General features: G+C 58.7%; 11 protein-coding genes and 1 tRNA gene. 10 read left to right on the top strand and 2 right to left on the bottom strand.

Features of this window, described 5'->3' with window-relative positions; genetic code table 11:
* Positions 1–22: 22 nt before the first annotated feature.
* The 3 genes from H5P28_RS10650 (at position 23) to H5P28_RS10640 (ending at position 4,334) form a co-directional block, all read left to right on the top strand.
* Positions 23–895, top strand: a complete 873-nt coding sequence (locus H5P28_RS10650) for an outer membrane lipoprotein-sorting protein (protein ID WP_185675688.1) — start codon at positions 23–25, stop codon at positions 893–895.
* 128 nt (positions 896–1,023) lie between these two features.
* Entirely contained in the window at positions 1,024–3,780 is a 2,757-nt protein-coding gene (locus tag H5P28_RS10645) for an MMPL family transporter (protein WP_185675687.1), read from the top strand.
* Between the two features lie 158 nt (positions 3,781–3,938).
* Positions 3,939–4,334, top strand: coding sequence for a hypothetical protein (locus H5P28_RS10640; protein WP_185675686.1), 396 nt, complete (start codon positions 3,939–3,941; stop codon positions 4,332–4,334).
* Positions 4,335–4,340: 6 nt separating this feature from the next.
* On the opposite strand, the gene H5P28_RS10635 is transcribed toward H5P28_RS10640, so the two are convergent.
* Positions 4,341–5,054, bottom strand: a complete 714-nt coding sequence (locus H5P28_RS10635) for a lysophospholipid acyltransferase family protein (protein WP_185675685.1) — start codon at positions 5,052–5,054, stop codon at positions 4,341–4,343.
* 11 nt (positions 5,055–5,065) lie between these two features.
* Between H5P28_RS10635 and H5P28_RS10630 the strand changes: the two genes are divergently transcribed.
* A complete protein-coding gene (locus H5P28_RS10630) occupies positions 5,066–5,635 on the top strand; it encodes a hypothetical protein (RefSeq protein ID WP_221773401.1) in 570 nt (189 codons plus the stop codon).
* A 182-nt stretch (positions 5,636–5,817) separates the two neighbouring features.
* Here the strand turns inward: H5P28_RS10630 and H5P28_RS10625 are convergent, their stop codons facing one another.
* Entirely contained in the window at positions 5,818–6,885 is a 1,068-nt protein-coding gene (locus tag H5P28_RS10625) for a vWA domain-containing protein (RefSeq protein WP_185675684.1), read from the bottom strand.
* 202 nt (positions 6,886–7,087) lie between these two features.
* Here H5P28_RS10625 and H5P28_RS10620 point away from each other — a divergent pair.
* The 6 genes from H5P28_RS10620 to H5P28_RS10595 all read left to right on the top strand — a co-directional run bounded on the left by H5P28_RS10620 (position 7,088) and on the right by H5P28_RS10595 (position 12,141).
* Positions 7,088–7,164, top strand: a tRNA-Asp gene (locus H5P28_RS10620).
* Positions 7,165–7,189: 25 nt separating this feature from the next.
* Positions 7,190–8,488 (top strand): tyrosine-type recombinase/integrase, encoded by a 1,299-nt coding sequence (locus H5P28_RS10615; RefSeq protein ID WP_185675683.1) that lies wholly within the window; start codon positions 7,190–7,192, stop codon positions 8,486–8,488.
* A gap of 104 nt (positions 8,489–8,592) precedes the next feature.
* Positions 8,593–9,426 (top strand): hypothetical protein, encoded by an 834-nt coding sequence (locus H5P28_RS10610; RefSeq protein ID WP_185675682.1) that lies wholly within the window; start codon positions 8,593–8,595, stop codon positions 9,424–9,426.
* Positions 9,427–9,856: 430 nt separating this feature from the next.
* Entirely contained in the window at positions 9,857–11,479 is a 1,623-nt protein-coding gene (locus H5P28_RS10605; protein WP_185675681.1) for a hypothetical protein, read from the top strand.
* Positions 11,480–11,505: 26 nt separating this feature from the next.
* On the top strand, positions 11,506–11,670 hold the full coding sequence (locus H5P28_RS10600; protein WP_185675680.1) for a hypothetical protein: 165 nt from the start codon (positions 11,506–11,508) through the stop codon (positions 11,668–11,670).
* A 204-nt stretch (positions 11,671–11,874) separates the two neighbouring features.
* Entirely contained in the window at positions 11,875–12,141 is a 267-nt protein-coding gene (locus H5P28_RS10595) for a hypothetical protein (RefSeq protein ID WP_185675679.1), read from the top strand.
* Positions 12,142–12,191 lie beyond the last annotated feature (50 nt).

The following is a 12,191-nucleotide window of genomic DNA, read 5'->3' as shown; positions in this document are numbered from 1 at the left end:
TAAGCGGCGTTCTGCTATTGCTATGACTCTCACACGGATAGGCATTGCGTCCTTGCTGCTCGCCCTTGTGCTGCCGTTGACCGGCTTCCGCAAGGCCAACTATAAAAAGGCCGACGAGATCATGGCCGAGCTCAAGCAGCATCAGGCTGCGCAGTCCGAGGTCGAGCTGATCAAGATGGTTATCATGGATGAAAATGATAACGTCGAGGTGCGCGAACTCATCAGTGCGATCAAACCAGACGCCGACGGCAACCTGCGCTATCTCATCCGCTTTCTCTCCCCCGAAGACATCAGCGGGGTTTCCCTGCTGACACTGGAAAAGCCCGGCGAGGAGGAGGCCGAGCAGTATTTTTACCTGCCCGCGCTCGGGCAGCCGCGCCAGATCACCGGCTCGCAGAAAAACACGCCCTTCATGGGCTCTGACTTCACCTTCGACGATCTGCGCAAGGAGAACCCGGAGGAGTTCCAGTACTACCGCCTGCTCGACGAGGAGATCGAGGGCAAGGAGGTTTACGTCATCATGTCGGCCCCGGCCAACATCGACATCAGCGACCGCCAGGACTACGCCAGCCGCCTGCTCTACATCGACAAGGATTCCTACAACATCCTGCGCATCGAGTTCTACAACGAGGGCGAAAAGGAGCCGTTCAAGACCTTCAACGGCTTCGACTACGGCTCGCACGAAATCGACGGCCCCACTGAGCGTCCGCGCCGGGCCACCATGAACAGCCACGCCACCAAGACCACTTCGATCATGACCGTGATCAAGGGCCGGCTGAACAAGCCCATCCCCGACGAGGTCTTTACCGTCGAGGCTCTGGAGGACCAGACCAACGGCAACGAAGCACTGCTGAAAATCCTCGAAGCCCCCCAGGACGCCAAGACCAAGAGCTGACCAGCCCTCTCAAACAGAGGGTGATTTCCAGTCCCCACCCCACGTATTTCGCTTGTGAACATAGGTAAAAGCCTCATGCTCATCGCGAATCAGGATGGGTAATGGTATCCATGCTGGCTACTTAACGGGTGCAGCGTCTCTTCCAGTTCTGCTATCGGCACGCCCCGTGGGTCATAGGGGGTTTTCTGCTAATCACCGCCTTCGGGCTGTGGCAGGCGACGCATTTACAGGTCAATGTCTCGACCGAGGAGCTTATCCCCCGCGACAGTCCCGAGCGCCAGCGCTACGAGGCCGTGCGCGAGGAGTTTGGCTCTGATCGGCTGGCCTCCGTCTATGTCGAGGATGCCGAGCTGTTCAGCCCGGAAAAGCTGGCCATCCTCAAGCAACTCAGCCTCGACCTGAAAAAACTCCCGCAGGTCCAGCGGGAGGAGAACCTCTTCACCGCGAAAAACATCCGCGGCGCGGGCGGTTGGGTCGATACCTCGCCGCTGCTGCAAAAGCTCCCGCAAACGCCGGAGGCCGCCGAACGGGAAAAGGAGCTCGCCCTGGCCAATCCGCTGCTGCGCCGGGTCATCCTCTCCGAGGACGGCGAGGCCACGCTCCTGACGCTCTACCTCAAGCCGCCCACCGGCACGGAGAGTGCCTACGACCACGAGGTTTACGAAGGGATCGAGGAAATCCTTGCCGGTTATCAGGGCAAGTTTGACCGGGTTTTCCAGGTCGGCGCGCCCGCCATCCACGTCTGGATGGGTGACTACATCCTGGCCGACCAGAAACTCCTGCTCCCCCTCTCCTGCCTCATCCTGATCGGGCTCATCGGCCTGATGATGGGCAGCATACAGGTGTCGATCATCCCCGTGATCAACGCCGCCATCGCCACTATCTGGACGCTCGGCTTCATGGCGATGGTGGGTATCCCCATCGGGATGCTCAACTACATCGTCCCGGCGCTGATCCTCATCATCGGGGCGACCGAGGATGTCCACATCCTCAACGAGTACCGCGAACTGCGTGACGAGGGCGCGGCCGGACTCGCCGCTATCGAGGGCATCGCCCGCCGCATCGGCCTGACGCTGGTTCTGACCGCGCTCACCACGACCCTGGGCTTCGCCGTCACCGGGATCAACGCGCTAACCATCATGCAAGACTTCGGGTTGAGCGCGGCCTTCGGGCTGGCCGCCCGCTTCGCGGTTTCAGTCATTTTCCTGCCCGCCTACCTGCGCTATTTTGGCCGCTTCATCAAGGCCGCCTCGCCTCACCAGAACGGGGAAACGCGCCAGCGCCGCCTCGCCCGACGCTTCACTCACATCATCATGACGCATGTGGTGGCGCGCCCGAAAACCGTCATGGCTATCTTCACGCTGATCGCGGTGCCATGCCTGTTTCTGATCCCGCGCATCCGGGTGAGCAACGACCTGCTGAGCTTTCTCAAGCCCGACTCCCCCATTCTGGAAAAGCTGAACACCGTGGCCACGCGCCTGAGCGGCAGCAAGGTCGCCTACATCACGCTGGAGGGTGAACCGGGCGAGTACCGGCAGGCGAAAAAGCTCCACCAGGTCGAGCAACTGTGCCAATGGTTACGGGAGCGCGGCGACCTCGACAAGGTGCTCTCGCTCACCGATTACCTCGCGCTGGTCAACTCCGCCATGTTCGGGGACGACCCCGGCCAACTCCACGTCCCGGACAAGGACGCGCTCGTGGCGCAGTACCTGATTTTCTTCCATCGCTCGACGCTCCAGCCGTACGTCAGCGGCGACTTCTCCGCCGTCAATATCGCCATCCGCAGCAACATCAACGACAGCAGCGCCTTCAACCGCCTTGTCCACGAGATCGAGGACAAACTCAACAGCGGCGCGTTCGGGCGACACGCCTTCAGCGTGACCGGCCAATCCGTCCTCGCCGCCAGAGCGGTGGACAAGATCATCACCGGGCAGGTGCTCTCGCTCACGAGCATGATCGTGTTTTTGTTCCTGACCGTGGCGCTGCTCTTTCTCTCCTGCCGGGCGGGTCTGCTGACCGTGCTTTCGAACATCTTCCCCGTGGTGGTGGTTTTCGGCATGATGGGGCTGACAGGCATCTCGCTCAACGTCGGCACCTGCATGGTTGCGGCCATCACCATCGGTATCGCCGTGGACGACACCCTGCACCTGATGGTGCGCTACAACCGCGAGCTCAAGGTCTGCAAAGAGGAAACGCCCGCCATCGCCAACTCTCTGCGCGCGGAATTTTTCCCGGTCATGACAACTTCGCTCGGGCTGGCCGGAGGGTTTCTCGTGCTGGGTTGTTCGAGCTTCCTGCCCGTGATGGAGTTCGGGCTGCTGAGCGCGTTTGTCATGCTGCTGGCCTTCGCGGCGGACATCATCCTGACCCCGGTCCTGCTCTCCACCACGCGCCTGATTACCCTCTGGGACGTGATCGGCTTTAACCTGCGAAAGACGCTGATCGAGTCCTCGCCCGTCTTTCAGGGCATGACCCGCTGGCAGGCCAAAAAGCTCATCCTGCTCGCCAATCTGGAAGACTGTGAACCGGGACGCCACATCATCCGCGAGGGGGAACACGGACACCAGATGTATGTCGTTATCGATGGTGAGTTTGAAGTCAGCAAAGGCATCGATGAGAAAAAAGTCGTGCTCTCCACTCTCGCACTGGGTGATGTCGTGGGCGAGGTCGGCCTCGTCTCCCGCGTGCGGCGCACCGCCGATGTCACCGCCCGTACCCAGGGAAAACTCCTCGTGCTCGACTGGGAAAGCCTGGTCAAACTCCAACGCTCCAGCCCCTTTATTTCCAGCAAGCTGTTCCTCAACCTCTCTCGCGTCCTGGGTATGCGCCTGAACGACTCGCTCGCCCGTATCAACACCCAGCATCCGTTCCCGCCCAAGAACTAAACCTTGCCAACCCGGCGACAGATCAATACGGATAGCTTAATACCAATACCTGCCATCACGTGATGGTCACGATTATATGGCGGTTAGGAATTCCTCTTGCAGTTGGCCCTCCATCTGCTAGTTAATTCGAACTGCCCCCAATCTAAACAGATAATATTATGGCTACAAAAAAAGCTGCAAAGAAGGCTGTGAAGAAAGCGGTCAAACAAGCACCCGCTCCTCAACCGGTCGCCAAAAAGGCCGTCAAAAAAGCAGCGGTCAAGAAAGCCGCCGCCAAGAAAACGGTAAAGAAGACCGCGACCCCGCTGACCACCATCATCGCCAAGGTGGACATCGGCTGGGGGAACAACCTCTACGTCCGCGGCGAAGGCGGCGGCATGTCCTGGGAAAAAGGCCTGCTGATGGACTGCGTTGACGGTGACTGGACCTGGTCCACCACCAGCGCCAAGGGCGGCCTGACCTTCAAGTTTCTCATCAACGACGAGATCTGGGCCGAAGGTGAAAACCTCACCGTCGCCGCCAACGGAACCTCGGTCACCTCACCGACCTTTTAAGCTTCCTCAACTCTCCGGCTTCCAGTCCGGAATCCCTGAAAGCTCGAGCAGCCGGCGGCGTACATACGCAGCCGGCTCTTCTGCGTTGGCCTCCTTCACCAGGGCCTCGTAGTCGCTGAAGCCCACCGCCTTCACCTCCACCCGTGTGAACGGCACCGGGATGTAAAAGCGATCCCAGCTCTTGAGCCGCCAGGCGCGGGAGGGATTCATCGCGATGAGCGTCACTGGTGTGCGCGCCATCTTTGCCGCCATCAGCGCGCCTTTCTGCACGCTGTAGCAGGGACCGCGTGGCCCGTCCGGAGTAATCCCGACGTCCTCGCCGTCCTTCAGGATGCGTACAATCTCGCGCAGCGCCTCGGTCCCGCGCCAGCTACTGGAGCCACGAATCGGAACAACATTGACCGCCTCGAAAACTCCAGCCAGCCAGGCCCCGTCCTTGCTCCCGCTGATCAGCGCGTGGATGCGCCGCCCAGGGTAGAACATGTACCGGCGGGCCATCTCCGGCGTCATGAACAACTGGTTGTGCCAGAGCATTTCAACGCCGGACTTCCGGTTGCCCAAGACCTTGCGCGTGTGCTCGTCGGCACGCATGCGCAGCGAGCGCAACCAGAGCTTGAGCAGCAGACATCCCAGCCCGAGCGCCAGTCGTTCCCACCCGCTGACGCGTTGCACCTCGCGCCGTTCCTTATTTTCCTGATTAGCCAAAGTCCGCGCATTCAAGGGCATCCATAATGACGTTGCAAGCCATCCCCGCCTACGGAAATCTTTCCCTCATGCCCGGCCACCCTCCCTGCCCGCACCTTCCTCCGCCCCTGCCGGAAATGTCCTGGCGCACGCTCGCCCCGCACCGCGACGACCCCGGCGCAGCCTTTTACCCACTCGCCCTGGCCTACGCGCAAACCCTCTGGCAGCGCGGTCTCTCCGCCCGTAGCCTGTTGGCGCTGGACCGCGCGTTTTTCGCCCGGCTCGACGGCAGCGAGCCCGTCCTGAAAGACTGGCCCCTGCCCTACCGGGCCCTGGTCTGGATCATCCGGCACAACCCCGGGGGCACCTTCATCGGCAATCCGCGCGTGCACTTCCAGCACCTGGCCGACCGTGTGCGCGGCAAGCGCCGGGAGCAAAAATCCGCCCGCGCCTGGGCCTGCTGGACGCTCGTTCGGGCCGTGCGTCCGGAACTCCCCGGCGATCCCCGACACGCCGTTGACGAACCGGACGAGGCTAGCGCCTTTGAACTGCTCCGGGAGCACGGCCATCCCGGCGAAGCGGACTACTGGCGCAACTGTCTGCACGAAAATCGCTGAGCACTTTTCCGCTTCAAAGTAGCTTTGAGGGTTATGCGAGCGGGTGTTTTTGAAAAAACCCGCTCGCGCTCTCCCCATAAACTTTTGAAACGGAACTACGTTCCTTCGAAAGAACGGTAACAGTCAAACTCGGGAAGAATCGGAATGAGAGCGTTTTGAACAGACGTTTTCCGCCGACAAACTCACTCCAGCAAAACCGCCTCGACCTGGCGAAAACGACCACTGTTGCGTCCGGCAATTGCCCGCATGGTGGCGATTTCCTCGGGCTTGGTCACTGCGGTCTGGTAGTGGATGACGTGAATGCGGGCCGACTCGGCCAATCCGCGCTGAAGCCCGCGTATGATATCGAGCAGTTCATCCTGCGGGATGGTTCGCCCGCTGCGGTTAATCTCGCCGTCCGTCACGATAAAGATCACCTCCGGCTCGAACCCGAACACCTGCCGCAGCCCCGTGTCTAGCCGGGTGCCACCACCCTCGATCAACCGGGGACCGGGGCTCTTGCGCGAGGAAATCGATGCACTCGGGCTCTCGCTCAACCCCCGCAGCCAGGCTTCGGCCGCCTGCTTGTTCTCCAGCGTCGCTGGCATCAGGTTCGGTTGCCAGGCGAGCGAGCCACCCTCGTAGATCGCCAGGTTAAACTGCGTATCGGGCTGAAGTCCCGCGACCAGCGCGGCGATCTCGTCCTTGATCACCGTGAAGTCGAAACGGTACTTCACGCCGTCACGCTGGCGCTCGAACATGGAGTTGGACGTATCGACGAGGATCACGAACCGCCCCGCCCCTTCGCGAATGCCGAACAGGTCGAGTTCGGAGAAACCGCCCGGCAACCCCGTCAACGCGGCATTCAGCCCGGACTCGGCCAGCAGAGCGTCCGCCTCGGGCACGGGAGCTTCCTGCACCAAGGGGCTGAAGCTATCACTCGGCAACGCCGGAAGCTCCGGCAGGGAATTTTCTGGCAAGAGCGACTCCGTGCTCAACCGCTCCACCGGGAGCGCCGCTCCCGCCGCCTGCTGAAAATCATTCAGCGCGGCCCGATGCTCCAATTCGCGGGGCGGCAGGGAGACGCGCTTACCGGCCTTGAACGCCGCTTCATCTTTTCCTGAAGGCACGGCGATAATCACCCCCACCGCAACCAGCAGTAGAGCGGTCTGCACAGCCACCGCTGCTGCCAGCGCACCGCCTTTGCCACGTCCTGCGCGGGCGCGAATCATGGCGGCCAAACTGCGGCCCACGTTTTCCTTCTCCGGCATCTCGTCACCAAACTAGGCCTGCTCGCCAAGCGGGTAAACAGCGAACTTTGGCGAGAATCAAGGACCAGCCTTGCCCGGAACAGCTATCACCCCTCATCCATCCAGCCAGACCGACAAAAAAACAACATTTCTTCAACAAAGTGCGAATTGCCCGCTTGACATGTCCCCGCCATCGACTAACTTCGGCCTCTTTCCCTTTCAAGGGGTGGTAGTTCAGTTGGTTAGAACGCCGGCCTGTCACGCCGGAGGTCGCGGGTTCGAGTCCCGTCCATCCCGCCATTTTTTATCGACGTTTTGCGGGGATTTGCCATTTTGGATTGGCAAATCCCCAAAACAGGTGGCCAAAAGTCGATTCAAGATCACGAAGTATACCAACCCAAGCGGCGAGGAAGTCTGGCGTTTGTCGGGTACCCTGAACGGCCAACGCATCCGTCGAAACTTCAGGAATCGAAGCAAGGCCGTCGCCGAAAGACAGAAACTGGAGGTGCGTTACCTGAACGAAACCTCAGAAGGGCAGACGATCTTCACAACCCTGACTCACGATCAGAATAAGGATGCAGTCGCCGCGATAAGCCTTCTCCAGAAATCTGACTCCAAGAAATCTTTGGTTTTCGCAGTCAATTATCTGCTAGACCATTATCAGGAAGCCGCAGAATCCAAATCTGTTGAAAACGCGATCATAGATTATCGTCAACATAAAGAGAAAGAAGTAGATAGAGGCATTCTCTCGTCTCGACAGTTCGGTTCAATTTTCAATGAACTTGCAACCTTCAAAACCGCGTTTGAAGGGCAAGTCATAAGTGAAATTCAACCCGAGGAACTGAAAGAGTATCTGGAGGGCAAGCAGAAAGGGGCCAGACATGCCCATTCTCTTAAGACATGGAATAACCGCAGAGGCTATCTGAGTACTTTTTTCAAGTTCTGCCTCTCTCAAAAGACTGTATCCGAAAACCCTATTATTTCGGTTCCTAAGTTTAAGATCAAAAACCGTCGAGGTACTGCAGATACTTTTTCCGCGGAGCAAACACGAGAATTGATGCACTGGCTGGAAGGTTACCGGGGAAAACAGAACAAGGACGGGTCATGGTGGGCCGAACCCGGTAGTCTTGTACCATACTTTGCCCTTACTTTCTTCGCAGGCATACGTCCCGATTGGAGAACAGGCGAAATTCTTAAACTTCAAGAAAAAGACATCCGTCTGGACACCGGCATCATCCTCATTGAGCCGGAAACCTCCAAGGTAAATGAAAAGCGCCAGGTAAAGATTCAACCAAACCTTCACCTATGGTTAAAAAAATATCCCATATCCCGACACCCGATTGTAAAAACGCGCCGTTTTCACAGTCTTTGGATGGATGTGCGCAAAATATTCAGCTTCCCTCATGATATCATGCGGCACACCTATATCTCAATGACTGTCGGCGCTTTTCGATCAGTCGGAGACGCAGCTCTCCAAGCAGGCAACTCCGAAGCCGTGATACGCAAACACTATCTCGACCTAAAAAGCACAGAAGACGCTGACGAGTTTTGGCGCATCGTACCTAAAGGAGAAACGCTTCCTGCCATGAGAAAACAGGATGGGCGGTATCTTCCCATGGGTTGATCCGGGAATAACCAGTCGATATCTACCAACCGGGAAAGCTCCCCCAATCAGCATGTATTGCGAAAGGTATCGACTGATATTCTCTTCATCCATAAATTAGCCCTATGGGTAAAGGTTCTCACAGACGCCTAGCTAACAAGTCTCAGGAGATGTTGGACAAACAGTCTGAGGTCGTCTTCCCTCCCGATTACGACTGGAAATTTGGAAGTGTGCCAGAGAATGAACTCGAAGCCTGCCTGCTCTGGGAACATGGCAGGGAGTCCGATATTCTCAGGCAATACTGTGCCACTAATCATAGTGATGAAAAAAGCAAGTTTCCTATTGATGTCCGGCGACGACTCACAGCCTTTCGTTATATGCCTGAGTTCTATAAACAAGGCTTGTCTTGGCAAGACCTCGATACCAAGGCTAAGGCAAATTTTTTGAGTTACGCAGCCCCAACCAAGGGCTCCTTCACCGCAACAACACCCGTCATGGTGAGTGCCATTGCACAGAGTGCGTTACGCATGGTCAAAGAAGCCAATAACCCCGCCGATATGATGCTACTACTCATCACCCCGGAAGTATGGGAATCTTGCTCTGACAGCACTCTGACCAAGGAATTTCAGGCATTACTTAAGGCCCATCGACCAAAACGATATCCGGGTAAGAAAGCTCATCCCATCCCTGCATTATCTGGAAGTGGAATCAGCAAGCAGAAGCGTCGGGCATTCTTGGTCCAACTCGGAGCACTCCGGCTGGGCAAGAAAAACTCAACGGACATATTGGTTAAGGCTTATAGCGCAGGGGAGCTTGACGAGTTAGTAATTGAGGGCTGTGGGAGTGAATCATACTCGGAAAGCTCGGCCTGGAGCAAGGCCAAAAAGAACGTAGAGGAACGGATAAGTAAACTCTTCCCGTTTACGATAGTGGATAATTCACTGGTGCTAAGCGAGTAGCGGAAGTCCTCAACCTGCGGCATGTTGACGCCCATGCCCCTGTTGTATGATGGACGCATGAATATACAACAGTCTGCCACTACACACAGCAACGAGCCTCTCGTCGATGCCCAGCAACTGCTTGAGCATCTCTTTGCCGAGAACTGTAGGCCCTCTTTACGTTGGCTTCGTGCTCAAACTGCAAACCGGACAATCCCCTATTATAAGCTCGGGCACTTGGTACGCTTTCGTGTGAGCGAAGTGCGTGAAGCTCTTATGGGTAATCTACGGATCAGCACACGCAGAACGTGAGATATACCTTCTCTCCACGATCTCTAAACAACCATCATTAAGCAATATCCATCATAAGCTCCGGCCAAGTTCATTCGAGACGCCACCACCTTTCATTCGTGCATCTCAATGAGGCAGGACACCTCAATTCATCAAAATCATGTCAAAAAACCTCCCCTTCGAGCTACCGATATCCCGGTACGCCTTCGCCCACCTGTGCTGCAAGAGCAGCGAGCCTGACTCGGAGAACCGCTTCATCCCCGGATGCGTCGTCCGGTTCGTCAAGGAGAACTACGACGGGGACCGGGCCATGATCTTCCTGCTGAGTCAGCTGGTCTACTGGTTCTCCCCCGCCCGCGGGGACCACGACCCTGACAACCTGAGCGAGAAGTCCTTCCGCCTGAAGGTCGTCAAGAAAGGCTACCTCTGGTGGGCCCGGTCCCGCGAGGATATGGCGGAGGACTGCTTCATGTCCCTGAAGGAGCTCAAGAACCGGCTCAAGATCCTCAAGGACGACGGCATCATCGAGATCGGACACTTCTTGTTCAACAACCTGCGCATGAACCACGTCCGCCTGCTTCCGCAGGCCATGGACGCCATCATCTTCAGCGGAGGCCCCCTCAACCCCGTGGCGGACCCCAAGACCCGTGAGCCCTACCGGGACACCGTCAGCTACCGGGACGACCTCAGGCCCGCCGGCGGTGACGACGAGAAGGGCAGCACCCCCCGGGGATGGAGCGTGGTCGAGGGCCGCGGGCCCAAGTTCCCCGCCGTGGACGACGAGGGTCCCTTCCCCTGGGAGATGGACGAGGACGACGGGCAGGACGCCGAGTGGGCCGACTATGCTGGAGAGTCTCCCCGGGCCCAGACATCCCGCCGGGCGGTCGGAGGCACGGTCAGTGACCAGATCATGGAGCAGGCCTGGCTGGACGACAACCGCCCCCGCTGGGAGGAGGAGCACCAGGAGGCCGAGGGCGTCGCGTACCCCGGCATGAGCCCAGACCATGACGAGCTGGACTACCCGGAGGCCCCGGACACCAACCCGACCGTAGAGGCCGACGAGGCCCGCCTCTACGAGCTCAAGGTCCGGATCGACAAACTCCACCAGTCGAAGAAGAACGGCCGGACAGGGAAGCTCCCCGCCATGAACCAGGACCGCCGCCCGAACCACTCCCTGGACGGTAACATCACCCTCACGGAGGCCCGGGTAGACGTTGAAGACCCTTCTTCGGGCCATGATGGGGTAGACCCCCTATGGATCCTCAAGCGGATCTTTACGGTGGGGCTCCAGGGGTCCGCTGCTATAACATCAATCTTAAAGGACTTCTGCTGTTCTCATGAAAGGATAGATTTCTCAGAGAAGAAGGGGAGACTGGAGTTCGTACTGGCGGAGGGGAACAGGTTCCTCGGCTACCTCGACCCGGAGGACGATCATCCGAAGACCCGGAAGGTCAGCCAGAGGCTCATGGCCTCCCTCCGGCAGCAGGTACTCAATGATGAGCTCCTGCCCGGAGAGCTGACCTGTCTGCACATCCTCAAGTACTACGGCAAGGCCCGGAGCATCCGCAGTTGGGGGGACGTGCTGTACCGTTCCACCCTGGCACAGTACGAGGATGGCTTCAACCCGGCCCTGGATCTTCAGGCCGACATCCGGGACCTCAAGCGCCGGGGTGCGATCTCCCCGGAGCATCTGGACCTGCTGGAGTTCGTCTACGGGCGCGTGGACGTCCGGGATGAGGACCTTCCCATGCTCGACGAGGAGACCGGGGTAGCCATCTGCTAGTCCCCCGGCCAACCCACATCAATGACATGCATACGACCAACACGATCAGCTCGACCGACAAGGTCCAGTTCCGCAGCCTGCCCAAGCCCGTCAAGGGCCTGGCCGCCCGGCTGGCGGAGATCCACGGGGACATCCTCGTGGCACGGGAGTTACTTGACATGAAACGAGGAAGGCGAACCACAAGTACCTAAAAACCCTCAGGAGTGGACTGAAGCTCCCTATCCGGCACGTTCCACACAGGAACCACCCCCCTCATCCACCGGCAACTCGCGCCCTTTCTGCGTTATATACCTTTGATAGCGGAAGGTTCCGTTATCTGAGACCCGGGGCGGATCGACCGCCGCCCGGGTCTTATTGTATCTGGACCGGTCGATGAACCAGGAAAGGAGGCCCTCATGGCAATCGTACTGGAGGCCAACTATTGCAAGAAGCTCGGACTGCCGGGGTACTCGTCGCACCAGTACGGGGTGACGATCCGGGCGGAGCTGGGCGACATCAACCAGGTCCCGGAGGAGTCGGAGCGGGTGTACCGCCTGCTCCAAACCTCCGTGGACCGCGAGCTCCAACAGACCGGCTGGCTGCCGCAAGGCAGGCAGCCGGGACCCGCACCCGGGCCTGTCCAACGGAGCCGACACCTGGACCTGCTCACCCAAACAGCGTGAGCTGATCCTCAGGCTCGTAGAAGAACACAGCCTCGACCGCCGCGAGGTGG

Origin of the sequence: Ruficoccus amylovorans, from assembly GCF_014230085.1 — a bacterium.
In the GTDB taxonomy this organism is placed as follows: domain Bacteria; phylum Verrucomicrobiota; class Verrucomicrobiia; order Opitutales; family Cerasicoccaceae; genus Ruficoccus; species Ruficoccus amylovorans.
Note: the sequence above shows the minus strand (reverse complement) of the source record. Positions and strands in the feature narration are given on the sequence as shown.

Excerpts from the sequence above, each read along its gene's own strand:
- H5P28_RS10650 (WP_185675688.1), top strand. The coding sequence starts at position 23 with ATGACTCTCACACGGATAGGCATTGCGTCCTTGCTGCTCGCCCTTGTG.
- H5P28_RS10640 (WP_185675686.1), top strand. The coding sequence starts at position 3,939 with ATGGCTACAAAAAAAGCTGCAAAGAAGGCTGTGAAGAAAGCGGTCAAA.
- H5P28_RS10630 (WP_221773401.1), top strand. The coding sequence starts at position 5,066 with ATGACGTTGCAAGCCATCCCCGCCTACGGAAATCTTTCCCTCATGCCC.
- H5P28_RS10625 (WP_185675684.1), bottom strand. The coding sequence starts at position 6,885 with ATGCCGGAGAAGGAAAACGTGGGCCGCAGTTTGGCCGCCATGATTCGC.
- H5P28_RS10610 (WP_185675682.1), top strand. The coding sequence starts at position 8,593 with ATGGGTAAAGGTTCTCACAGACGCCTAGCTAACAAGTCTCAGGAGATG.
- H5P28_RS10605 (WP_185675681.1), top strand. The coding sequence starts at position 9,857 with ATGTCAAAAAACCTCCCCTTCGAGCTACCGATATCCCGGTACGCCTTC.
- H5P28_RS10600 (WP_185675680.1), top strand. The coding sequence starts at position 11,506 with ATGCATACGACCAACACGATCAGCTCGACCGACAAGGTCCAGTTCCGC.
- H5P28_RS10595 (WP_185675679.1), top strand. The coding sequence starts at position 11,875 with ATGGCAATCGTACTGGAGGCCAACTATTGCAAGAAGCTCGGACTGCCG.